Source organism: Acinetobacter sp. Ag2, assembly GCF_001005515.1.
Taxonomy (GTDB): Bacteria; Pseudomonadota; Gammaproteobacteria; order Pseudomonadales; family Moraxellaceae; genus Acinetobacter; species Acinetobacter bereziniae.
Genome location: NZ_LBNA01000040.1, coordinates 57844 through 80850, shown reverse-complemented (window position 1 = coordinate 80850; position 23007 = coordinate 57844). Strand labels below are relative to the sequence as shown.

General features: G+C 36.7%; 22 protein-coding genes. 17 read left to right on the top strand and 5 right to left on the bottom strand.

What is annotated here, in order from left to right:
• From AAV97_RS06615 to AAV97_RS06565, 11 genes are all read left to right on the top strand, one after another.
• A partial coding sequence (locus AAV97_RS06615) for an IS3 family transposase (protein ID WP_046760154.1) occupies positions 1–448 on the top strand: 448 nt, incomplete at its 5' end.
• 535 nt (positions 449–983) lie between these two features.
• On the top strand, positions 984–3623 hold the full coding sequence (locus AAV97_RS06610) for a type VI secretion system Vgr family protein (RefSeq protein WP_046760153.1): 2640 nt from the start codon (positions 984–986) through the stop codon (positions 3621–3623).
• Position 3624: 1 nt separating this feature from the next.
• A complete protein-coding gene (locus AAV97_RS06605; RefSeq protein WP_046760152.1) occupies positions 3625–4173 on the top strand; it encodes a DUF4123 domain-containing protein in 549 nt (182 codons plus the stop codon).
• Entirely contained in the window at positions 4173–4778 is a 606-nt protein-coding gene (locus AAV97_RS06600; protein WP_042087994.1) for a hypothetical protein, read from the top strand. The genes AAV97_RS06605 and AAV97_RS06600 overlap by 1 nt, the downstream gene beginning before the upstream one ends.
• Position 4779: 1 nt before the next feature.
• Complete coding sequence (locus tag AAV97_RS06595; protein WP_046760151.1) at positions 4780–6279, top strand: hypothetical protein; 1500 nt, start codon at positions 4780–4782, stop codon at positions 6277–6279.
• A 15-nt stretch (positions 6280–6294) separates the two neighbouring features.
• Complete coding sequence (locus AAV97_RS06590; protein WP_046760150.1) at positions 6295–7017, top strand: hypothetical protein; 723 nt, start codon at positions 6295–6297, stop codon at positions 7015–7017.
• Positions 6995–7720 (top strand): hypothetical protein, encoded by a 726-nt coding sequence (locus AAV97_RS06585; protein WP_046760149.1) that lies wholly within the window; start codon positions 6995–6997, stop codon positions 7718–7720. The genes AAV97_RS06590 and AAV97_RS06585 overlap by 23 nt, the downstream gene beginning before the upstream one ends.
• A 27-nt stretch (positions 7721–7747) precedes the next feature.
• A complete protein-coding gene (locus AAV97_RS06580; RefSeq protein ID WP_046760148.1) occupies positions 7748–8341 on the top strand; it encodes a hypothetical protein in 594 nt (197 codons plus the stop codon).
• Between the two features lie 41 nt (positions 8342–8382).
• Complete coding sequence (locus AAV97_RS06575) at positions 8383–9090, top strand: hypothetical protein (RefSeq protein WP_046760147.1); 708 nt, start codon at positions 8383–8385, stop codon at positions 9088–9090.
• On the top strand, positions 9087–9641 hold the full coding sequence (locus AAV97_RS06570; RefSeq protein ID WP_046760146.1) for a hypothetical protein: 555 nt from the start codon (positions 9087–9089) through the stop codon (positions 9639–9641). The genes AAV97_RS06575 and AAV97_RS06570 overlap by 4 nt, the downstream gene beginning before the upstream one ends.
• 36 nt (positions 9642–9677) lie before the next feature.
• The gene (locus AAV97_RS06565; RefSeq protein WP_009584712.1) at positions 9678–10055 is read left to right on the top strand and encodes an SseB family protein; all 378 of its coding nucleotides are present in this window, start codon (positions 9678–9680) and stop codon (positions 10053–10055) included.
• Here AAV97_RS06565 and AAV97_RS06560 read toward each other — a convergent pair.
• Both AAV97_RS06560 and AAV97_RS06555 read right to left on the bottom strand, forming a co-directional pair.
• Positions 10044–10970, bottom strand: coding sequence for a tRNA dihydrouridine synthase (locus AAV97_RS06560; RefSeq protein ID WP_212771918.1), 927 nt, complete (start codon positions 10968–10970; stop codon positions 10044–10046). The two genes, AAV97_RS06565 and AAV97_RS06560, sit on opposite strands and share 12 nt — an antisense overlap.
• A gap of 295 nt (positions 10971–11265) precedes the next feature.
• A complete protein-coding gene (locus AAV97_RS06555) occupies positions 11266–12075 on the bottom strand; it encodes a cytochrome C assembly family protein (RefSeq protein WP_046760144.1) in 810 nt (269 codons plus the stop codon).
• Positions 12076–12219: 144 nt separating this feature from the next.
• On the opposite strand from AAV97_RS06555, the gene ffh reads away from it, so the two are divergent.
• Both ffh and AAV97_RS06545 read left to right on the top strand, forming a co-directional pair.
• Positions 12220–13626 carry a signal recognition particle protein gene (ffh, locus tag AAV97_RS06550; protein WP_004830302.1) on the top strand — a complete coding sequence of 469 codons (1407 nt, stop codon included), beginning with the start codon at positions 12220–12222 and terminating at the stop codon, positions 13624–13626.
• A gap of 133 nt (positions 13627–13759) precedes the next feature.
• Positions 13760–14329 carry an RBBP9/YdeN family alpha/beta hydrolase gene (locus tag AAV97_RS06545; RefSeq protein ID WP_046760143.1) on the top strand — a complete coding sequence of 190 codons (570 nt, stop codon included), beginning with the start codon at positions 13760–13762 and terminating at the stop codon, positions 14327–14329.
• A 40-nt stretch (positions 14330–14369) separates the two neighbouring features.
• On the opposite strand, the gene AAV97_RS06540 is transcribed toward AAV97_RS06545, so the two are convergent.
• The 3 genes from AAV97_RS06540 to AAV97_RS06530 all read right to left on the bottom strand — a co-directional run bounded on the left by AAV97_RS06540 (position 14370) and on the right by AAV97_RS06530 (position 16743).
• Positions 14370–15059, bottom strand: a complete 690-nt coding sequence (locus AAV97_RS06540) for a toxin-antitoxin system YwqK family antitoxin (protein WP_046760142.1) — start codon at positions 15057–15059, stop codon at positions 14370–14372.
• Between the two features lie 97 nt (positions 15060–15156).
• On the bottom strand, positions 15157–15888 hold the full coding sequence (locus tag AAV97_RS06535) for a type III pantothenate kinase (protein ID WP_042088010.1): 732 nt from the start codon (positions 15886–15888) through the stop codon (positions 15157–15159).
• A 99-nt stretch (positions 15889–15987) separates the two neighbouring features.
• Positions 15988–16743 carry a biotin--[acetyl-CoA-carboxylase] ligase gene (locus AAV97_RS06530; protein ID WP_046760141.1) on the bottom strand — a complete coding sequence of 252 codons (756 nt, stop codon included), beginning with the start codon at positions 16741–16743 and terminating at the stop codon, positions 15988–15990.
• A gap of 30 nt (positions 16744–16773) precedes the next feature.
• Between AAV97_RS06530 and AAV97_RS06525 the strand changes: the two genes are divergently transcribed.
• The 4 genes from AAV97_RS06525 to AAV97_RS06510 all read left to right on the top strand — a co-directional run bounded on the left by AAV97_RS06525 (position 16774) and on the right by AAV97_RS06510 (position 22945).
• Positions 16774–17577, top strand: a complete 804-nt coding sequence (locus AAV97_RS06525) for a sulfite exporter TauE/SafE family protein (RefSeq protein ID WP_046760140.1) — start codon at positions 16774–16776, stop codon at positions 17575–17577.
• A gap of 167 nt (positions 17578–17744) precedes the next feature.
• Positions 17745–18440, top strand: a complete 696-nt coding sequence (locus tag AAV97_RS06520) for a GntR family transcriptional regulator (RefSeq protein WP_004830296.1) — start codon at positions 17745–17747, stop codon at positions 18438–18440.
• A 13-nt stretch (positions 18441–18453) separates the two neighbouring features.
• The gene (gene smc, locus AAV97_RS06515) at positions 18454–21906 is read left to right on the top strand and encodes a chromosome segregation protein SMC (RefSeq protein ID WP_046760139.1); all 3453 of its coding nucleotides are present in this window, start codon (positions 18454–18456) and stop codon (positions 21904–21906) included.
• Between the two features lies 1 nt (position 21907).
• On the top strand, positions 21908–22945 hold the full coding sequence (locus AAV97_RS06510) for a cell division protein ZipA C-terminal FtsZ-binding domain-containing protein (RefSeq protein WP_046760138.1): 1038 nt from the start codon (positions 21908–21910) through the stop codon (positions 22943–22945).
• Positions 22946–23007: the final 62 nt, after the last annotated feature.

Sequence of the window (23007 nt, the reverse complement as noted above, 5' to 3'; positions counted from 1 at the left end):
AATGGACTTTATGCATGACCAACTGAGTGATGGTCGCAGTTACCGAATTCACAATGTTATTGATGATTATAACCGTGAGTCACTGGATATATTGATTGATTTTTCTTTGCCAGCTCAACGAGTGCTGAGGGGATTGGATCAATTAATTGCATGGCGAGGTAAGCCAAAACGTATCCGTAGTGATAATGGACATGAGTATATTAGTGATTTAATGCAAGCGAGGTGTACTAAACATGGAATTGAGCATGTGTTTACTCAACCAGGTCATCCACAACAGAATGCTTATGTAGAACGCTTCAACAGGACGGTTAGATATGAATGTTTGAATCAATATTTATTTCGAGAGCTTGAAGAAGTTGAAGACTATACAACGATATGGCAACACTTTTATAATCATGAACGACCACATATGTCAGTTGATGGTAAACCACCTAAATTTAAACAATGATAAGGACTTTAGTTTTCTACTTATTAAATCAATTAAAAATGGGAGTATTACCGTAGCAAAAAGAACAGCTTTCGATTTCCATAACGGTTTTTTGGGAGTTTTTATATCGTTCATAGGAAAATGCCTAATAGAATGAACTATAGCAATTATTTTATCTCAAAAATTCTATTGATAGTGTAGCTTGAAGAAGAAAGGCATAAAATAAATATGACTTTCTAGTTAGAGAAGAATTAACAATGATTAGCGTTAAGATTTAGCCTATGGTAGCTCAACTTTCCATCCTTCAAATCATATAAATTCCTATCATTTTTTTTAACTTATTTCTCAATGTTTATAACATCAACATTTAAATTAAAGCTTAAAATATCAAAATAATAATGAGATTTAGTTTCTTTATTTTTATTTAACTTTTCAACAAATAATAAAAAAATGTATTTGAATTTAAGGACTTTAGTGTATGAAATTGTTTCTTTGAATAGAAAAAAAATGATTTTGATTTATAATAAGCTCAACTAAAAATGAATAAATTATTAAAATGAATAGCTTAGTAAATAGTATTTATAAAGTATTGGATCAGTTAGGATTAACCGCTCAAAAAAGAGCTTTGCATATTCAGTTTAGCAATCCTGATTTGACCGCCCAAGTGTTCTTGCAACGTATTGATGGACAACATGCCATCAATCAAGGCGTGTCTGTGGAACTGATCTGTCTTGCAACATCTGCAAATATTCCACTCAAACAGTTTATCGGTTGCCAAGCTGCAATCGACCAAGTCACCGACCGAGGACAACTGTTCCGTACCACAGGCATCATTACCGAAGCTGCACAGGGACAAAGTGATGGTGCACTGACGGTCTATAAGCTCAAACTTGAGGATGCGACGTCACTGTGGCATAAACGCCGTAATAGTAGAGTGTTTATGAATAAGTCAGTGATTCAAGTCATTGAAATACTTCATAAAGAATGGCAGAAAAGAAGTCCGCTGTTTGCTGCTAGTCTGAGTTTAGATAAAACTGGGCTGACCAAAGACTACGATGTTCGTCCATTGATTATACAGATGAACGAAAGCGACTACGATCTACTTACTCGTTTGATGAGAAGTGAAAATTTAAGCTGGTTGATTGATGAAGCCGAACTCAATGTTGCCAACATTTCAGCACCGATCCAAGCCCAAAAACTACGTTTAATTGATGACAACAGCCAATACACTGCGCTAGAACGCAGAAGCATCCGCTTTCACCGCAGCTCCGCGGTAGAACAGCAAGACACGATTACATCATTTACAGGTATACGTTCACTCCAACCGACTTCAGTACATATTCACCGTTGGCAAGCCGATATTCTTGAAACTGAAGAAGGTGCAGGCAATGTACAAAGCAAACATCAGCACAGTGACCAGTACGACAACGCCAGTCTAGGCTTAGAACAAGTATGGCACTTTAGCCCTGCATGGGTACCTGACCTGAATGGGGAAGATGGTGCAACGGCATCAGGCAACAGTCAGATCGAACGCTTTAACCAAAACCTTAGCAACTACTACGATGCCCAAGCCAAACAATTCACGGCAATATCGACGGTACGAGATGCACAGGTCGGCTATTACCTTGAGCTAAAAGGGCATCCTCAAATCGATCAAAAAGATTCTGCCGATCAGCAGTTCTTGATCATCTCCAAAACCTTTTATAACCAAAATAATTTACCCAAAGACCTCAACGAACAAATCAATCGTTTAGTTGAACAAAGCCATTGGCAGCTCAACAGTATCCCCACAAACAACAGTGAAGAACGCCAAGCCAATCAGCTGATCTTACAACGCAGAAACATCAGTACGGCACAAGAATACAACCCACTCAAACACCGTCCAGTGGCGTATCCACAACGCGCCAAAGTGGTTGGTCCAAGTGGAGAAGAAATCCATGTGGATGAATGGGGACGCATCAAGGTTCGCTTCCTCTTTACCCGCAATGAAGACCACAGTCACGATGGTGGTGCAGGCTCGAATGACAATGATACCGACTCAGCTTGGGTTGATGTCTTGACACCATGGGCAGGCGAAGGTTATGGGGCACGTTTCTTACCGAGGGTTGGAGAGATTGTTGTCATCGACTTCTTTGATGGCAACATTGACAGACCATTTGTGGTGGGTCGAATCCATGAAGCACAACGCAGCCCGAGCAAGTTTGATGACAAGGGCAAGTTGCCCGATACCAAGAAATTGGCAGGGATTAAAAGTAAGGAATATCAGGGCAGTGGCTATAACCAACTGAGATTTGACGATACCACCAACCAGATCAGCAGTCAGTTACACAGCAGCCATGGCGCAACTCAACTCAATCTTGGCAACCTCAGTCATCCAAAAGAGACAGATAGTAGCGAAGGTCGAGGAGAAGGCTTTGAGCTAAGAACGGATCAATGGGGTGCGGTACGTGCAGGTCAAGGCTTACTGCTGAGTACGCATGCACAAGATGGGGCATCAGGTAATCATCTAGATACAACCGCAGCCAAAAGTCAGCTAGAAAGTAGCCTGAACAATGCCAAAGCCTTAAGTGAAGTTGCCAAGAACCAACAGACCGATCCTTTAGAAGTCTTGAATGAGTTAAAACAATTCCTGAATCAAATAGAAAAAGGTGAAAAAGATAAAGCCGATGCATTTAAACAAGCCTTGATGGTTTTAGCCTCGCCGAATTCAATTGGCTTGTCGAGCAATGAAGACATTCATGTCTCTGCGGATAAACAAATTAGTCATAGTGCGGGTGATAGCATCAACCTGAGTACACAAAAGAATTTCTTGGTGCATGCACAAAACAAGATCAGTATGTTTGCAGCACAGGAAGGTGCAAGGCTTTATGCTGGAAATGGTAAAGTGGAGATTCAAGCCCAAGGGGATGGTGCAGATTTGATTGCACGTAAAGGCATTCAGATTATTTCGACTGAAGATGTAATTGAAGTCAAAAGCCTAAAAGAAATTATTCTTACATCTGGCACTTCACAATTAAAAATTAATGGCTCAGGCGTATTTGTGACGACTGGTGGTATGTTTGAGGTTAAGGCTGGACAGCACAGTTTTATTGGTGGAGCAAAAGTAGATTATTCATTGCCTACTTTCTATGAAAATATCTGTAAGCCATGCCTTTTAAATGCCGCAAAGTTTGGAATGGCATTTGTAGATAAATAAAATGAAAAGAGAAATTATTCCATTTAAACAGATACAGCGCTGCATCGAAGATTATCAACATGACTTGAATATGTATTTAATCTTGGATGCCGCACAAGTTTCAGATCAAGCCTTGTCATTTATTCATGAGTTTCAAAATGACTCAAGGATAGAATTCTATTCCTTATTTTCAGGTACCACAGAGGGGAATGCACCTTTTGAAGTCGCACCTGTTCTTTTACTCATCCATGATTTAGATCTTTTCAATGATCAGAGATTTAACTTTATTCATCAAACGTGGAAAGATGAACAGGCGCTCAATATTGTATTGAGCTCATTGGAGCTGACTCAATTTGTTAAGAAAATGAAAAGTTATTTAACGGTTGAGTTTCCTGATGGAACCCAAAAATTATTTAGATGGTTTGACCCAAGAATTATCAAGAAAATTCATAAAATACTGCAAGATGAACAGCTTGATGAATTTTTTCAAGGCATTGAGCGTTGGGTGATTGCAATTCGAAATTATCAGGATGTGTACATGAATCAATTAATGATATTGGAGCATGCTTGATGTTTGTACTTAGCCAAGAAAAACTATTTGAACTTGATGTTGAACAAAACAAAGAGTTTTTATACGACTTAGTTTATGAAATTATTAAGGAAAATCCAGTATTAAAGCTGAATGGTCAATTCGATCAGTTATTAGGACCTATCCAGACGCTAGTTGATCAATATCTTGAAAAAGGAATCAACCAAATCAACACACTCAAATATATGGTGAAAAGCCATGTGTATTTGGGAATGGATTATCCAACTGATCCGCAATTTGTTTGGATTGAAAATGAAATGCAGCATCACGATATTGGGGAGCAAGTCACTTATGTCGAGGCTTTCGATAAACTTTTAGAAGACTATAAGAAACGTGTTTTAGGGCAAGATTTCAACTTTTTTTTAACAGCAATAGCTCAATTAAAACAGAATCTTAGTCAAATAGATCATCGAGAAAAATTTTCAATTCTTTATCCAGAAAAAGCTGAGTTTTTAAGAGAAAAAGGTGTATTTGATTCGCTTCAAGATCATTATTCAAATGATCTTCAATCTTATAGCGCATATGTGCTAGGAAATGAGTTTGATCAAAATGTCTTTATAAAAAATATAACGTATTTGGAGGTGTAAGATGGGTGTGGGTGGCGCAAGTCCGACAGCGGGTACTTCGTGTGCAACGTGTTTAAGGAAGTTTACGGTGCATTTTCGAAGACCATATAGGGTTGGGGGAAAACCTCGTAATAATTCTACTTCCCATATTTTAAAATATAATGGTGATTTTGGATTTGATTGGCTTAGGGATGAGTACCTCAACGCTATTGAAACTGTTGGTAGGATAAAAACACCTATTCTAAAACAGGCGAATAATAAAGATTTTGTGAGTAAATTAAAAAAGAATTATACTGAGGGGGTTAGAAAAATTTCACCATTTGGTACTGAATACATTCCTTCGCATTTAGCAATATTTGCAACAAATGTAAATAAGGAAAATCCTAATGCTAGTAAAAGTATAAATAGAGAAGGTGCTTTGTTATCAATAGAAATCCATCAGCTACAAGGAGATGATTCAACTCCTTTAACAGATGATGGAACAGAGCTTGTGTTTGAAGTTAATGATCCTTCTATAAAAATTTCAACGAGCACAGGTAAAGAGAAAAAAAATAGAGTTAAGATTCAATTAAAGAATTTTTTATCTTTACAAGAAAATAGAGACTTGGGAAAAGGTGGAGGAGTACGAAAGTTTTACATGAAAGAAGATGTATTAAGAATCACATGTGAAGGGGATACAACTCGAGGAGCAACAATAGTTGTTAAAGCCAGAAAGGGAAATATAGAAGAAGAAGTAGGAATAATGAATATAGTTGCTAATAACTATATTCCTAAAGCTAGGATTTGTCTTGTAAATATCAGAGTAAATAAAAATCCAATAAATCAACCACAAGGTCTAGAGTATAGATTAAAGTATCAAGCATTTAATCAGGCATTAATCAGAGCTGATGTAGTAAAAAAAGATGATTTTGATATTTTTGACCTTTATGTTAAGCATAAATCTAAAGATTTGGAAAATTTTTTAAATAAATATTATTATCATGCAAAAAAACTTTCGGATAATAATAGTGTGGTTGATTATAGTGAGAGTGAGAGTTTTAAAAATGATATATGTGCTTTATATCAAAAATATAAAAATATAAAACCTATTAATTCTGATTATACAAAAGAAACTTATATTTTTTTCTCAAATATTCGCTTTGAAAACAATAATAATAATACAATTTTATTGGGAAGCGCAATGCGTGGAAAAGAAACAGGTAGTGATATAGTTAAATGGGGAAACGCTGTCATCTTAACTAGAGATGGTTCTAATGACCTAGAAACTGTGGTGCATGAAATTTTGCATAGTTTTGGGGTCACACATGTTTTTGAAGAGCCTGAAGGCGATAGAGAATATAGTCTTCACAAAGGTTTTACTGATAACTTTATGGACTATAAAGATACCTCAAATAATGGTCGTTCAAAGTATGCAGAGGAACCACCAACATCAACTGTTAAAAAAGTGACACCTGGGAATCAGACCTCTCTTTTTAGGTTTCAGTGGAATATTTTGAGAAAAGATAGAAGTGTTCAACCTTAATGGAGATTAATTTTTATGAATAAAATATTTTTTATATTTTTTAGTTGTTATGTTTTAACAGCTTGTACTCATAGTAAACAATTAGACTATTTATGTCCTGAATCAAGTAATGCAGCAAAAGAGAATAAAGTATTATTTAGTGAAAATAATGATGAAAAAAAAATATCAAGAGATATTAATTTATTTGTTGTGAATAATGATTTATATTTGGACTATAATTTTAAAAAAATATATAACAAGTATAAAGAGATGAACTCAAATTATCTAAAGTTAAAAGTTATAGATCGATTATCTGCTGTACAAGGTTTTGATAATGGAGTCGTTCATAATGAAAATTTTGAAGATAACGACCATCATATGTCTACGCTAGAAGTACGAACTACTGGGCAAGGTCCAAATACAAACTTTTACTCCAGTGATAATTTTGTGCCATTTGATGATAATATCCATAAAAATATTAATCAATCAATTACAGATCAGGCTTTTCTAATAGGTATTGCAGCTTTAGACAAGAAAAATATTAATGAATTCATTGAAAGTTTTTTAACTAAAGGGCGCTGTCAAGGTGGAGATAAATATGGAAAAGTTGTTTCTGAAAGAAATTTTAATGGTGTTCATATCATTTTAGAGTCGGAGCCAGAGTGGTTTGTAGGAAAAGGACAAGTCAATAGTTTTGCTTATACTGTTTATTATACCAAGGCGACAGATAAAATTTATGAAAAATCATTGTATTATTAAAATTAAAGCCATATTTTTAATACTTTTTTCTCTGGCATGCTATGGCTGTAAGAATAATATTGAAGATTCTAAAAAATATTATATTTTTAAGAGTACTACAGAACATCAAGTCGTTCCAGAAATAGATTTCAGTAAAAACTCACCTGTAAATCAACTTAAATTGGAAGAGATTCCTGTTAGTTTTTCTAAAATCGAAAATGCAATCTTAACTTCAGGATACATTGAATCAAATAAAGATGCTTCAATAGTTCATAAACGATATGAAATAGAACCAAACTCATATGGTATAAATAAGATTTTCTTTTATAGTCAAGGTGTTGAACTACCTGAAATTTCTTCTACAGTGTATTCAACTGGAGAAAACTTAAAGCATCAACGTAAGATCGTTATTTATTTGGGTCATGATTTTGACAAATCTATTGGAAAATATAAAAAAATTAATTTGAATCCAGAAGTTCCCATTATTTATGCTAAAGTTTTAGGGCTAAATGAGACAGATTCAAAGAAAGTATATGAAAAATTACTACATGAACATATTGCTGATATAGAGAATGGAATAAATAAATATGGAGATTTTTTAGTTACGAATAGAATTAAAGTTTCTGATTATTGGTTTGAATTCAATACTGAACAAACACATAATAATACTACTTTTTATATTTACAAAACCAATGGTACACCTAGGGTAAATGCTGCTGAATAATATAACTTTTAATTGTGAAAATTTAAAATGGGTAAAATATTTTTAATTGTTTTTCTTGCTTTTTTATTATCGTATGATTTTAATGCGAAACCTAGTATTTACTTAAAAACTATGGGAGAGTATGAGCACAAAATAAATGATCCTTGTTCAAGTGCCGATTGTACACCTAGAGCTTTATCCACACCATATCATCGTATTGTTTTTACTGAAAGAAAAAGAATTGATAAGGTTGTCTTTAAAGATTTTATTGGTGGTTTGGTCTATAAGAAAGTCATAACTGAAAATGATTATAGAAATGTAAATTTTGATGATAATTTTAATTCTTTGAATATTTTAATTAGAAATTCTATTCTAATTGTTAATCCAGATTCAGGCGGTTCAGGTGTTAAATCTATTGAATATAGATTTGAGAATTGTAATCAAATTTCTGATTTTGATAAAAATAATATCAGGAATATTCTAAATTTAATTAATTTTGATAAAACAGATAAAGATTTTTATGATTTTAGCAAGAATGGTGGTGAAATAATGATTAATAATTTTTACGAGAAGGGAGTTGGCTTGGAGGTGAATTGTGATCCAAACAATAACTCTGGACAAGTAAATATATATCGCAGATAAATATTAATTTTTTTATTTCAAGTGATTTTTTGGTTAAGTTTATGAAATATAATATTTTTGTTTGGAGTAGGGTGGTATTTTTAATTAGTACTTCTGTATCGCCCTATAGTTATGGAACGAATGTAGATCAGCGTTTTTTTATTTTTGAAGATAAAAATAAATCAGTGTTATCAACAGAAATAAATTATTCAAGATTTGCACCAGTCAATCAGCTGAATTTGAATGCAATGCCAATAATTTTAGATAAAGTTATAAAAAATATCGAAAAATTCGGATATGTGAATAATGAAGTAGCCAAAAACAGTCGACACTTTGAAGTGATTTCATATGGCGGAACAGTAAAGAAAATCTATTTTTTTGATGGTGTCAGTGATACACCAGAGCTCTTCTCTGAAATTTATGCAGCGAATCCTAAATTCAATAAAATCAAAAGTATTCGATTAAATCTGAGTGCAGGGTATAATGGAAATAGATTTGAAAAAATCAATATAAATACTACTATTCCTATAAGTCTTGTTTCATCATTAAACATAGTTGATGAAAAGAAAGCGAAAAAAGTATATACATCACTGATGAATCAGCATCTTTTAAATATCAAAAACAATGTGAATGTATATTGTAATTTTTTAGTGACGACTAGAGTAAATGTTCAAGATTATTGGTTGGAATTTAATACTGAACGCATAAAAAATAATACCTATTTTAATATTTATCAGAGTAAAGAAGTGCCTGAGAAGTGTGATTTATGAAATTATTTACTTGGCTGGTTTGTTTGATCCCTTTACTTACATCTTGTGATGATTATAAGAAATCTGATTGTGATCATGATTGTACACCAAGAGAGCTATCTACGCCATATTATAATTTACCCTTATATAGTAAGCTGGATTTGCAAAGTGTAACAGTTGCTAGCTTAAAGGATTATTTAATTAAAATTGAAATCGTAAAAGTTGAAAAATTAAAAAATTACGACGAAAATGATATTGATAATTCAAAATATATCCAGTTAGAGGACTCCTCAATGTTAATTGTAAATCCATCACAAAACCCTGGTAAGTTAAAATCTATTGATTATTTATTTCCAAATTGTAATAAAATTTCAAAAAATGATTTAAATAATATTCTAAAGCTTTCAAATTTTTTAATAACTGAAAAATATGATATAAACTCTTTGTTTAATTTTGCATTTGAAAGAGATGAAATTTCAACAAATCAAGTCAAGCTTAAGACACATACTATAGTTGAAGCATCATGCGATCCAATTGATTATTCTGGTCAATTCCATATCTATCGAGAATAAGCTATATTAGCAACACCAGAATAGATAATATATAACATGTCAAATTTACAACAACTTTTTGCTCAAACTCAAGAAAACTACGAATTGATCCCTGATTTCATTGATCAACTTTTAGCATCAGAAATTTATTGTCTAGCGACGCAGGACAAAGACAAGAACGTTGAATTCCGCATTTTGGAAACACCAGAAGGTGATCAAGCCATTCCATTTTTTATTGAACTTGAAACCATCCAAAATGATATTGGTGCTGATGTTGAATATATTGCTTTGAATACACGTCAGTTTTTTGAAATGACCAAAGGGGCAACCTTAGTATTGAACCCAACCTCAGCATTATCAAAAGAATTCCAACCTGAAGAGATCAAAGCTATTTTAGAAATTGATCAAATAGACTCTAATAATTTAAGCATTTAATTTTTCGAGTACTTCATCAATTTTTTTCAAACGCTTAATTTCATCCCACAATGCCTTGGCTTCGGGGTAATGCTTAGACATCATTCCAAGCCATTGTTTATAACGCCCAACCATATTCATTTCTTTTTTATAGGTGCCGTTCAAAAAACGAATCTGTAAATTTAATAATTCTGACCATGTAATCAGCGGCTCATCTGTATTTTTACGGATGCATTGTGTTAAGTCTGGTGTCGTGACTGCACCACGCCCGATCATTAAATCTTTGCATCCAGATTCAAGTTGGCATTGCTTGGCATCGGCATTGGTCCAAATTTCACCGTTGGCAATCACATTGATTTTAATGGCTTCGCGAATAGGTTGAAGTTGATCCCAAAAAGCAGGTGGCGTATAACCGTCCGCTTTGGTTCGAGCATGTACTGTAAGCCATGAAGCGCCCGCATCTTCTATGGCATGCGCATTTTCAAGGGTAAAGTTTCGATCCATGTAACCCAAACGCATTTTGACAGAAACTGGAATGTGTTGTGGAACAGCATCACGTACTGCTTTAACCAACTCATGTACAACCTCAGGCTCATCGAGAAGTACGGAACCTCCTCGATGACGGTTGACTGTTTTTGCAGGACAACCAAAATTCATATCGATGGCAGGTGCGCCAAGCTCGGCAGCACGTACGGCATTGGCAGCCAACATTTCAGGGTTATTTCCTAGAAACTGTACATGTACAGGTGTTCCAGCAGCAGTCTTCCCTTCATTTTTAAGTTCTGGGCAGTAGCTATGGTAAATATGATCGGGTAGGACAGAGTCTGTTACACGGATAAACTCAGTCACGCACCAGTCGAAACTACCGACATGCGTTAAAACATCACGCATGATGGGGTCAGTTAAGCCTTCCATGGGAGCAAGAATGAGTTTCACAGTGGAGTTACCCGATCAGATAAAAACAGCGTTATACGCATTTTTGAAACAGATGTCTACTCATACAAATATAATCTTGCAGCGCCTGTGAATTTGAGGAGGTGCTGTTAATTTGCAAAGATTGAAAAATTCATCTATAGGGTTTTAAGCTTGAAGTTTTGTATAGAAAGCTTAATTTTTAACTTAAGAATAATATTGCTCATCTAATTCATATAAAAAGATTTTTCCCGCTTCTGTGTCAATATATTTATTTAACAATACAAAAACCGCATACTCTCGCGAAGTGCTCTATTTATCAACGATGCAAAATCATTTCTAAAACGAATTTAGAACCAATAAATCCAATTGCCAATAAGAAGAATCCAATCATGGTAAAGCGAATGGCTTTTTGACCACGCCAACCAAACTTATAGTGACCGATTAACAATGCACCATATACAAACCAAGACACAATACTAAAAACTGTTTTATGGGCTAAGTGTTGGGCAAAGAAATCATCAATAGTAAAGAAACCAAAACATAAGGCTACAGTGAGTAGAACAAAGCCTGTGATTAACATATCAAAAAGTAAAGATTCCATTGCTTGATAGGCGGGAAGGAAATTCACCCAAATACGTTTTTTCTGTTTCTTTTTTAATTCACGATTTTGAAACCAAATCAGTACAGCTTGTATGGTTGCCATGAGTAAAACTGCATAGGCGGATAAGGACAAGATGATATGAATGTCTAATCCTAAAGAGTGCTGTTCGATGAATTGATCGGGTTTACTAAAGCCAAAACCTAAAATCAATCCAAAAGCAGCAACGGGAATCCCAATCAAATTGAGTGAAAGTACAGGTCGATAGGTACTGTACAACATACTTAAAAGTAACATTAAAGCGGAGGTAAACGACATCAAATTAAAGACGTCATAATTAATCCCTAGTGGTGTAAGTATATCGTTATGCAGTACACTTGCATGTAATATCAGCCCTAAACCTGACACGATGCCAATAAACCAAGGGTTTGCAGGACGTTTAGAAATTAAGTGCATAAACAAATACCAAAACGAAGAGGTATAGGCAATTAATGCTAAAATCGTATAAACCAAGGGTAGGCTAATCATGTCAAACCTTTTTCAGGATGATGAATATTCATGCTATATGATATAAATTCTATGTGAACTACAGTATCCTATAGCATCTTGAGCATAAATTTTCTATTTTAAGAAAGATTTTTTTGCTACTAGCTATTTTAAGCGGATTTTGCAATGTTTGATACCTTAACAGAACGACTCACGCAGAGTCTCAGAAATGTTACTGGCTCTGGGCAGCTAACCGAAGATAATATTAAAGATACCTTACGTGAAGTGCGTATGGCACTTCTTGAAGCCGATGTTGCTTTGCCTGTAACTCGTGAGTTTATTGCGAAAGTTAAGGAAGAAGCATTGGGACAAGAGGTGATGACTCAGCTTTCACCAGGTCAGGCTTTCGTTAAAATTGTTTATGATGAACTCACCAAAATGATGGGTGAGGCGAATGAAAGCCTAGATTTAGCTGCTAAACCACCAGTTGTGATTCTTTTAGCAGGTTTGCAAGGTGCTGGTAAAACCACCACTGCTGCAAAACTTGGACGTTTCTTAAAAGAACGTCAAAAGAAAAAAGTCGCCATGGTTTCTGCCGACGTTTATCGCCCTGCCGCAATTAAACAGCTTCAAACGGTTGCTGGTGAAGTTGGTGTTGATTTTATTGAGTCAGATGCTGCTGAAGATCCAATTAAAATCGTACAGCGTGCCATCGGGCAAGCCAAAATTAATTTTAACGATGTTTTGATTGTCGATACCGCAGGTCGTTTACATGTCGATGATGACATGATGGACGAGATCAAAGCATTACATGCAGCAGTTGCACCAACAGAAACACTGTTTGTTGTCGATGCAATGACAGGTCAAGATGCTGCAAATACTGCCAAAGCCTTTAATGATGCATTGCCACTTACAGGGGTCATTCTGACTAAAACTGATGGTGATGCACGTGGCGGTGCGGCGCTTTCGGTTCGCGCAATTACAGGTAAGCCGATCAAATTCTTAGGTATGGGTGAAAAACTCGATGCCTTAGAACCATTCCACCCAGAGCGTGTTGCACAACGTATCTTAGGTATGGGGGATGTGCTTTCTCTTGTCGAAGAAGTTGAACGTAAAATCGACAAAGAAAAAGCCGAGAAGATGGCGAAAAAATTGCAGAAAGGCGGAAACTTCAATTTTGAAGATATGCTGATGCAATTTGAACAAATGAACAAAATGGGCGGAATGATGGGCTTCTTAGATAAGTTGCCTGGCATGAGTAATTCAGGGATACAAGACGCGATTGCACAAGCAAACCCTGAAAAACAAGTGAAAAAAATGGAAGCGATTATTCAATCGATGACCATTAAAGAACGCCGCAACCCTGATTTGATGAATCCAAGCCGTAAAAAGCGTATTGCTGCTGGGTGTGGTATGGATGTTGTTGAAGTGAATAAACTGATTAAACAACATGCACAAATGGCGAAAATGATGAAAAAATTCGCCAATCCATCGGGTATGGCAAAAATGATGCGTTCTTTGAGTGGAATGCAAAAGCAATTTGGTGGCGGTGGTGGTATGGGACCGCTATTTGGAAATAATGATAAGAAGTAAGTCTCTATTTCTTCTATAAAAAGCGCCCTAGGGCGCTTTTTTGTTAAATAAAAACAACATACTTCTCCTTATTCTTTAGATATTCTGATGTAATTACTTAGATAAAATTTAAATTTCTGATAAGAAAAGGTCTATGAAAAGAGTCTTGATCGTACACGGTTATCATGCTTCTTCAGAGGATCATTGGTATCCATGGCTTAAATTACAAATACTTGCGACGGGAAATGAGTGTGAAATCATGCAATTGGAGCAGGCAGATCATCCTCAATATGAAGTTTGGAAACATAATCTGGTACAACAGATTAAAACACTGAATGAAGATGTGATTATTGTTGCTCATGGTCTAGGTTGTGTTGCAAGCTTAGCATTTCTTTCTAGTGAATTACTTGGAAGAAAATTAGGCGCATTGTTTTTAGTGGCTGGGTTTAACCAAAATTTACCGACATTGCCAGAGCTTAATTTATTTTTAAATAGCGCTCGCATAGATGATGCTTTACTTCGATTAAACATCGTTCATCGTTTTATATTTTTTTCCAACAATGATCCTTTTGTTCCAGCACCATTCAGTATTCAACTCGGGCATTTATTGAATACTCAAATGATTGAAGTGAAAGGTGCGGGGCATTTTATGGCAACGGATGGTTTTAATACGCTTACGATCCTCTGGGAAAAGCTGGTTATTTTACTCAACTCGGAACCCTAAGCGCAGGCTGTGGGGTGAAATTATTTCATAGATTTTAGAATTATTGATTGGTAGTGAATTGTAAATATAATTCCTCAAGAATGTTTTGAGATTGTACTTCGTCATCAACAAGTTGACCTTGTTGATCCCAAACCCTTCTCTCAACAATGGTATTATCTTCACTTGGGTTAATTCTGAGTTCGGCTGCGATTTTGCCATTTTTATACCAAATTTTTTGAATGATGGTCTGGTCATCAATATAGTTTTCTTCCAATCCAAGTTGCTTATTGGGATAAAAGTTTTCAGCTTTTCCAACAGGCTGTAGGTCTTTATAACTGGCTTTGAAATTGATCGTTCCATTCTCATAATAACCCGTTACATTACCATCAATATACTTTCCATCAAAACTGTTTAGCCCTTGAGGTTCTTTAATCCAAAATGGATCAGATTGTTTTTTGTGGCTGTTTTGATAGAAATCTTGGACTAAAAAGCGCCCATCTTTGTCTCTGCCTAATAGTTTCCTAAAATAGCCATTTTCTACTGGTTGAAGTGAATAACCTTGATCCATGACTGATGAGCCACATGAGCATTCTTCATCACCTGCATCTGGTGCAAAATAGGCAATAATCGCTTCATTGGTTGCAAGAGTTTTAGAAAGGTTTGTTGTGCTTGATGTGGTAGAAAGTTGACTACAGCCAATCATGCTTATGCTGATGAGGCAGGTACTTAACAATACTGGGATTATTTTCATGATGAATTCTCTTTATGGTCTTTTTTAATGCTCTTTTTGAGAGAGTTGATGTATTTAGATCAAGCATAAATCATTCATCATGAAAATGTATGTAGATTTAATTTGTCTGCCGATCTATATAAAACTGTAAGCCTTTGAGTAATAAATCTGTTTCAATGCGAGGTTGATACTTCTCAAGGAACTGAGCAAACAGATGAGCATCACCGCCCGTTAAAATCAGCTTTCGAGGTTGTTGTTCAAGCACTTTTTCAATCGTGCTTAATAAACCCAAGAAAATCCCATGATGGACAGCATCTATGGTGTTGCGACCCGGGCTTAACTCTGAAAATGCAGCATCAGGAATTTTAATTCCTTTGGTTTTTTGAATCAAAGAGTCTCGCTGTAAATAGAGATTAGGAAGAATATAACCGCCTAAATGTTGAAAACCTTGTGTTAAATCAATGGTTAATGCAGTACCACAACTGATTACACATAAATCTTCTTCAGCTTTTGCAACTGCTAAAACTTGTAACCATCGATCAATTCCGAGCTGTTCGATGTGGTCATAACCACAGCGTAAGCCAGCATATTCTGCATGGACTTTGGCAAAAGTGACCGGAATATCCAGTAACTTCAAAATCTGGATAATACGTTCATTGTTCTTTTTATCTTGAACAGATGAAATGCCGATGCTGTCTAAACTTAAACTACGAAAATGTTGAATTAAACCAAGTAATAAATCCGCAGGAGATTGCAAGTGCAATTCGGCTGCTTGCTCAATGATTTGATCATTTTCAGTGATCCAATATTTTAGCCGGGTATTTCCAATATCTAACCAAAGTGCTTTCATTAACAGAACTCGTATGGGGGATACAATGAGGAGTCGCTTTAGATTGAATCCTCATGCTTTATAAATCAAATGTTTCGATAAGATCAAGCAGACATAAACTTATGACTCCGCTAAACGTAAACGTCCTTGGTATACACTGACTAAGCCTTGAGGTGTCACTAAATTGAGTGCGCCATCATCCGAAATCCCTTTAAAAATGCCACTGATTGAATCATGAACTTGTTCAAAATGTACCGCTTGATCCATAAACGCAGCATAATGATTGAATCGTGCAGCAAGATTATAACAACCATGATCAAACCATTGTCCTGCTTGCTGGATTGCTAAATACATTTCAGAGATGATTTGAATGCGGTTCGGAAACTGGAGACCTAATTGCATTACTGAGGTGGCTTGTTGGGTAATATTTTGCTCAGCAACAGGAAATAGATTGATACCAATTCCAACAATTGCTTGATGCGGCGAGATCGGTTCAACCAAAATACCGCCCCATTTACCTTCAGCACTATAGAGATCATTGGGCCACTTAATTTGTAATCCAGTTAAGCCCTTTAGTGACGGCATTTGTAAGATATTTAAGGCAATTTCTAAGGCTAAACGCCCATCTAAGGGTGTTCGAGTTTCAAGCAATGTGCTTAAATAAATATTGCCGGCTGGGGAAACCCATTCCCGTTGGTGCTGACCTCGCCCTTGAGTCTGAGTTTCACTACAGACCAAAACCGTCTTGACGCCACTAAGCGCAATCTCACGTACATCATCATTGGTTGATGTTGTTGTCTGTTTTAAAAGCAGCACTTCGGGGAGCTGATGTGCTTGTGTAAGCAGTTGTCTAAGATGACGAGTCTCTAAATCCATGTTGAATCTGAGAAGAGTGAAGGAACATTTATGGAGTTAATCATATATTTAGGTATTGGTGCAATCGCTGGATTCGCCGCTGGTTTATTTGGTGTTGGTGGTGGCTTAATTATTGTACCTATTCTTTATGTGGTGTTTACCAAAATGGGTTACGATCCATCGGTCATCATGCATATGGCATTGGGGACTTCGCTGGCGACAATTATTGTTACCTCTATTAGCTCTGTCACTGCACACCATAAAAAGGGCGCAGTACTTTGGAATGTTTTTAAAAATCTCGCACCAGGTTTAGTACTTGGCTCATTCATTGGTGCTGGAATCGCGGATATTTTATCTGGGCAACATTTACAGCTGATTATCGGTGCCTTTGCACTTTGGGTGGCATTTAAAATGTTTAAAGGGGCAAATGTTCAGGTCGATGAATCTAAACAATTGCCTTCTGCACCTAAACAAATGCTTGCCGGTGGTGGAATTGGGATTGCTTCTGCAATATTTGGTATTGGTGGTGGAAGTCTGACAGTACCTTATTTAAATAAAAATGGTGTGGTCATGCAGAAAGCCGTAGCGACTTCAGCGGCTTGTGGTTTACCGATTGCAATAGCAGGGGCGTTAGGTTTTATGTTCTTTGGTGCACAAGAGCAGACTGAGATTAAAAACGCGATTGGTTATGTGCACATCTATGCGTTCATTGGGATTAGTGTGATGAGTTTTATCACGGCTAAACTAGGAGCAAGAGTTGCCCATGCACTTTCACCTGCAATGTTAAAAAAATGTTTTGCATGTCTACTCACATTGGTTGGTTTTTATTTTATTTATCAAGGGATTATGAAGTAAGTTGTTGCTTGATATCCGATCAATAGCACTTCTCCCTTAAACAAAGTTGACTTAAAATGCATTAAAATTGTCGGACAATGTCATGGTTTATTTTGAATTAAATCAGGTAAAACTAAAATAATGACAATTGACATTGTCCAAGAATAATAAACCGAGATAGGAACGATATGCATTTGGAAGAAGTGGACAGCCTTTCAGAACAAATTGCCAAACATATTAGCGAACAAATCATTAGTGGCGAATTGGTTGAAGGTGAACGTATACAAGAACTACGTATTGCCAAAGAACTGGATGTCAGTCGTGGCTCGGTACGCGAAGCCCTTTTGCTTTTAGAAAGAACGCATCTAATTGAAATTTACCCACGCCGTGGAGCAATCGTATCTGAAATGTCCGCACAACAAGTGCGAGCATTGTTTGATACCAGTGCTTTATTATTGGGACAGATTGTGCAACGGATGAGTGAAACATGGCGCAATCATGAAGCTGAGGCAATTCAACACATGATGAATCATTTGGTTGAACAGGTAAAACAAGGCAATACAGAAAAATTTTATGATGGTATTTTCCAATTTCTCTCTGCTCAGCAAGATATGGTGGGTAATCCATATCTGATGAAGTTTTATCGTGAACTGTTACCATCACTACGTAGAAGTTATTTTTTAACCTTAAATACTTCAAGACGCGAGCTTCAAGAAGCATTAGAATTACTTAAGTTGGTGATTGATGCAATTTTAATCCGAAAATCACAACAAGCTACTTTATTTATGGAAGATTTTTGTCGACACTTGCGTAATCTCGTGTTGGAATCTCTGACACGGATGAAACAAATTGAACTCGCTTGGGCGCGGAGATCGCGTCGGTAGTAACTAGGACATTATGCGTTTAAGCAGCTTAAAACTTTCAGGCTTCAAATCGTTTGCCGATAGTACAACATTACAATTCAAAGATAACCGTACCGCGGTCGTAGGTCCAAATGGTTGTGGTAAATCCAATGTGATTGATGCCATTCGTTGGGTCATGGGGGAATCCAGTGCACGCCAGTTACGTGGTGGCAGTATGCAGGATGTTATTTTTACTGGAACGGCAAAGCGAAAGCCTGTCGGTATGGCAAGTGTAGAATTACGCTTTGAAAATACCTATGGCAAGCTTGGCGGTGCGTATAATGCTTATACGGAATTAGCCGTTCGCCGTCAGGTCAATCGCGACGGTAAATCTGAATATTTTCTCAATGGAACCAAATGTCGTCGTCGTGATATTACCGATATTTTTCTGGGTACAGGTTTAGGACCGCGTTCATATGCAATCATTGAACAAGGGATGATCAATCGTTTGGTCGATGCCAAACCAGAAGAAATGCGTGTTTTTATTGAGGAAGCTGCGGGTGTTTCTCGTTATCAAGCGCGCCGTCGTGAGACATTGCAACATTTAGAGCACACGACCCAAAATTTAGATCGTCTAGAAGACATTGCCTCAGAACTCAAATCACAATTAAAAACATTAAAGCGCCAGTCTGAAACTGCGGTTCAATATAAGACCCTGGAAACTGAGATCCGTACCCTCAAGATTGAAATTCTTTCATTTCAGTGTGAGCGTAGTTCTCGTTTGCAAGAACAATATACGGTTGAAATGAACGAACTGGGTGAACATTTCAAATTGGTTCGTTCCGATATGAGTACCTTGGAACATGATCTCACCTCTACCAATGAACTGTTTCAGCGTTTAATTCAACAATCGACGCCATTGCAAAATGAATGGCAACAGGCAGAGAAAAAACTGTCTGAGTTGAAAATGACCTTGGAGCAAAAACAAAGTCTGTTTCAACAAAATTCAGAAGCTTTGGGTAGTTTTGAGCAACAAAAAGCGCAAACCAAAGAAAAAATCCAATTGATGGAGTTGCAATTAGAAACGTTGCATAGTCAATTGGATCAACAAGCTGAACAGTTAAAACAATCTGAGTCTGAAACTCAACAAGGGACACAAGCATTTAGTGATTTAAAAGCACAGCAGTTGCAAGCACAACAACACTATGAGCAGGTTAAAGTTCAAGTTGAAAAGCAACAGCAGCAAAAAGCTCAGATGCAAGCACAGGTTGAGCAACTTGCCAAAAATGTCGCACGTATTGAGCAGCAAAAAGAAACCTTAAAAACTCAAGCAAGTCAGATCCAAAGCCAATTTCAGACTGAAGATTTAGTACAACTCGAACAAGACAAAGCTGTAGCGCAAGCAAGTATTTTGCAATTAGAGCAGAGTATTGCTGAAACTAAAATGCAATTAGAACAATTGCAAGAACAAATCAACCAGCAAAAAACGCTGATATCGAGTTTGAAATCTGAATTACACGTTTTGCAGTCAGAACAGAAAAATTTAAATCAGCTCATTGCAAAGCATGCGGTCAAAACAGATATCCATGCAGTGCAATTGATGCAGGTTTTGCAGTTAAATGATCAGGGTAAAGCACATGCCAATTTGATCGAAAAATTCTTAGCCAAGTGGTTATCAGCAGAGGTTTTAGATCAAAGTGCAGATTTTGCTGACAGTTCAGCACGTCAGCTTAAAGCATTACAAGGATTAGAAAAAATCCAGTTGTCAGGTCTGGTTTGTTTAGCGGACTGGATTGAGTCACCGCAGTATTCATTATGGAATCATGTGGCGATTGCTGAAAATAAGGCGCAAGCAATGACAGTTCAATCACAGCTCAAGACAGGACAAAGTATATTAACCTTGGACGGTTATCATGTCGGTCAAGATTGGATGATTGGTCTGTTCTTTGATGAATCCAGTCAAGCAGCTCAAGGTGCATTAAGCCATCGTATTCGTATTGAAGAAATTGAGCATCAGCTTGCCGATCTACAGCCTAAACTGATAGATGCTGAACATGCTTTGCCTCAACTCAGCCAAAGTTTTGCTGAGTTGCAAAAACATATTCAAATAGATCAAGATGCACTCAAGCAACAGCAAACGCGAGTACAACAGTTTGATGTACAAATTGCCAAACAGCAAAGCGCCTCGCAAGCATTTGAACTACATAAAGTCCAGCTGAATAATCAGTTGCAACAACTGGATGAGCAACTTGAAGAAGATGCAATGCAAAAAGATGATCTTGAGATCGATATGCATTCGGTCATTCTCAAACTTGAGCAAAATCTTCCAGAATTTAAGGCACTGCAATACAAGTTGGATGAGTTAAATGAGCAAGTAGAAGAACAACAGCAGCAATTACAACTTAAACAGCAGGACTTTGAAACGACCCGTCGTTTGGCTGAGCAAAATAAACAGCAGATTGAATTATTAGACAAAGATCTGTCTTTTTCTAAAACTCAATATCAACAAATTATTGCTCAAATGGAACAAGCGAAGAAATTTGTTGATCCTATTCAGTTGGAGTTACCAAGCCTAGAGTCGCAATATGCTGAGCAAGCACAGCAAACTGAAAAGTTGCAGAAAACTTGGAGTGAGTGGCAAGTTGAGTTGAACAATATTCAGTCAAAACAACAGCAGCTTACTGAAATGCGTCATTTGCACCAACAGAACGATGAACAATTGCGTAGCAAGCTAGAAGAACGTCGTTTGGCTTGGCAATCGGCAAAATCGGATTTACAGCATTATTCTGATCAATTGAAAGAAATGAATGCTGAAATTAAGCAAGGTGTCTTGATAGATTTGCCTGTACACCAAGAGAAGTTTGAAAAAGCACAACGTCAGTTTGAAAAACTAGGCGCGGTTAACCTTGCAGCTTCAGAAGAATATGAGGAAGTGTCCAAGCGTTTTGAAGATTTAAGCCATCAAATGCAGGACTTGGAAAATACCGTTGGGCAATTAAAAGATGCCATGAAAACAATTGACCAAGAAACCAAAAAACTGTTTATGGGAACTTTTGATCAAGTCAATTCAGAGCTGAAAGTTTTATTCCCTAAAGTTTTTAATGGTGGTGAAGCGAGTTTAAGCCTTGAAGACGATTGGCAGTCTGGCGTAAAGTTAATGGCGCGTCCACCAGGCAAGAAAAACAGTTCTTTGGCATTGTTGTCAGGTGGCGAAAAAGCTTTAACAGCACTGGCATTGGTGTTTGCGATTTTCCGATTAAATCCTGCACCATTCTGTGTTTTGGATGAAGTTGATGCACCTTTAGACGATGCCAATGTAGGACGCTTTTGTAATTTGGTAAAAGAGCTTTCTGATCAAGTGCAATTCATTTACATTACACATAATAAAGTTGCAATGACGATGGCAACCGATTTGCTGGGGGTGACGATGCCTGAACCAGGCACTTCAAAACTCGTCACTGTGAATTTGGAAGAGGCAAGAGAGTACGGTTTAGCCGCGGAGTCGTAGTATGGAAATCACCACAATTATTGGAATTGTTGCTGCCGTAATCATCATTCTGGTTGGTTTGAGAATGATGCTACGAAAGCCAAATGATGCAGCACCTTCTCTTGAGTCTGAGTTACACATCAATGCTGACTGTCAGCAACCTGTGATTCCTCGTCATGTGCGTGATCAGTTACAGATTGCATGTGCTACGCCAGAACAACAACGTGTTGAACCGAATTTAAATGCACTAGACTCCGTTGAAGTTGCTGAAGAAAAAGTACAAAAGCTTGATGATGTCGTTCAAGATGCAAATTCAACGCAGTCAACTGAAGTAGATTCAATTAAAGATATTGATCAAAATGATCCAGCAAATGTTGAAGCGCATCAGAAAACTGATCATGCTGAATTTGAAGCATTGAACCGCACTGATTTATCTACAAAGACTGACGAGAATTCGTCTGTAGATACCATTGAATCAGACAAAAGTGTTGTAGATAAAGAAAAAGAGTCAGTATTTCAACTCAATGCCAATGTAGAAACTGCTGAAATCAAAGAGTTTGATGAAGAAAGTAGTATTTTGGATGTGCATCTCAATGAACAGCAAAAATACGATGATGAAAGTGTGCTTTCAAAAGCGGAAACGATTATTGCTTTAAATGTATATCCAAACCCACGTAAAGCATTGTCAGGTGATAAGACACTTAAAATGCTTTTGAAGTATGGTTTACGTTTTGGTGAACTTTCTTGTTTTCATCGTTATGAAAACCCGGAGGAAGAAAGCCATTTACTGTTTTCTGTGTTGCGGGTGACAGACAACGGACCTGATGGATTTGATCTTGAAACTTTGTCGACTGAGCAAGTACAAGGATTAGCATTTTTCTTGGCATTGCCACACTCAGATGTGCAGAAAGGTTTTGATACCATGGTCAGTATTGCAGGTTTAATCGCCCGTGAGATTGATGGTACGGTTTATGATGAGAACAACCTTGAGTTTACACCACAGTTGAAAGAGCATTGGCGTCATAAGGCGATTGATTATCGCTCAGGGCATGACGCTTAGCATAAGCGTATATTTACTTTATAATTGGTATTCAAAATTTTAGGCGGAGTTATCCGCCTTTT

What these genes read in the sequence shown, in the direction of transcription:
- AAV97_RS06610 (WP_046760153.1), top strand. Translation starts at nt 984, where the DNA reads ATGAATAGCTTAGTAAATAGTATTTATAAAGTATTGGATCAGTTAGGA.
- AAV97_RS06605 (WP_046760152.1), top strand. Translation starts at nt 3,625, where the DNA reads ATGAAAAGAGAAATTATTCCATTTAAACAGATACAGCGCTGCATCGAA.
- AAV97_RS06600 (WP_042087994.1), top strand. Translation starts at nt 4,173, where the DNA reads ATGTTTGTACTTAGCCAAGAAAAACTATTTGAACTTGATGTTGAACAA.
- AAV97_RS06595 (WP_046760151.1), top strand. Translation starts at nt 4,780, where the DNA reads ATGGGTGTGGGTGGCGCAAGTCCGACAGCGGGTACTTCGTGTGCAACG.
- AAV97_RS06590 (WP_046760150.1), top strand. Translation starts at nt 6,295, where the DNA reads ATGAATAAAATATTTTTTATATTTTTTAGTTGTTATGTTTTAACAGCT.
- AAV97_RS06585 (WP_046760149.1), top strand. Translation starts at nt 6,995, where the DNA reads ATGAAAAATCATTGTATTATTAAAATTAAAGCCATATTTTTAATACTT.
- AAV97_RS06580 (WP_046760148.1), top strand. Translation starts at nt 7,748, where the DNA reads ATGGGTAAAATATTTTTAATTGTTTTTCTTGCTTTTTTATTATCGTAT.
- AAV97_RS06575 (WP_046760147.1), top strand. Translation starts at nt 8,383, where the DNA reads ATGAAATATAATATTTTTGTTTGGAGTAGGGTGGTATTTTTAATTAGT.
- AAV97_RS06570 (WP_046760146.1), top strand. Translation starts at nt 9,087, where the DNA reads ATGAAATTATTTACTTGGCTGGTTTGTTTGATCCCTTTACTTACATCT.
- AAV97_RS06565 (WP_009584712.1), top strand. Translation starts at nt 9,678, where the DNA reads ATGTCAAATTTACAACAACTTTTTGCTCAAACTCAAGAAAACTACGAA.
- AAV97_RS06555 (WP_046760144.1), bottom strand. Translation starts at nt 12,075, where the DNA reads ATGATTAGCCTACCCTTGGTTTATACGATTTTAGCATTAATTGCCTAT.
- ffh (WP_004830302.1), top strand. Translation starts at nt 12,220, where the DNA reads ATGTTTGATACCTTAACAGAACGACTCACGCAGAGTCTCAGAAATGTT.
- AAV97_RS06545 (WP_046760143.1), top strand. Translation starts at nt 13,760, where the DNA reads ATGAAAAGAGTCTTGATCGTACACGGTTATCATGCTTCTTCAGAGGAT.
- AAV97_RS06540 (WP_046760142.1), bottom strand. Translation starts at nt 15,059, where the DNA reads ATGAAAATAATCCCAGTATTGTTAAGTACCTGCCTCATCAGCATAAGC.
- AAV97_RS06535 (WP_042088010.1), bottom strand. Translation starts at nt 15,888, where the DNA reads ATGAAAGCACTTTGGTTAGATATTGGAAATACCCGGCTAAAATATTGG.
- AAV97_RS06530 (WP_046760141.1), bottom strand. Translation starts at nt 16,743, where the DNA reads ATGGATTTAGAGACTCGTCATCTTAGACAACTGCTTACACAAGCACAT.
- AAV97_RS06525 (WP_046760140.1), top strand. Translation starts at nt 16,774, where the DNA reads ATGGAGTTAATCATATATTTAGGTATTGGTGCAATCGCTGGATTCGCC.
- AAV97_RS06520 (WP_004830296.1), top strand. Translation starts at nt 17,745, where the DNA reads ATGCATTTGGAAGAAGTGGACAGCCTTTCAGAACAAATTGCCAAACAT.
- smc (WP_046760139.1), top strand. Translation starts at nt 18,454, where the DNA reads ATGCGTTTAAGCAGCTTAAAACTTTCAGGCTTCAAATCGTTTGCCGAT.
- AAV97_RS06510 (WP_046760138.1), top strand. Translation starts at nt 21,908, where the DNA reads ATGGAAATCACCACAATTATTGGAATTGTTGCTGCCGTAATCATCATT.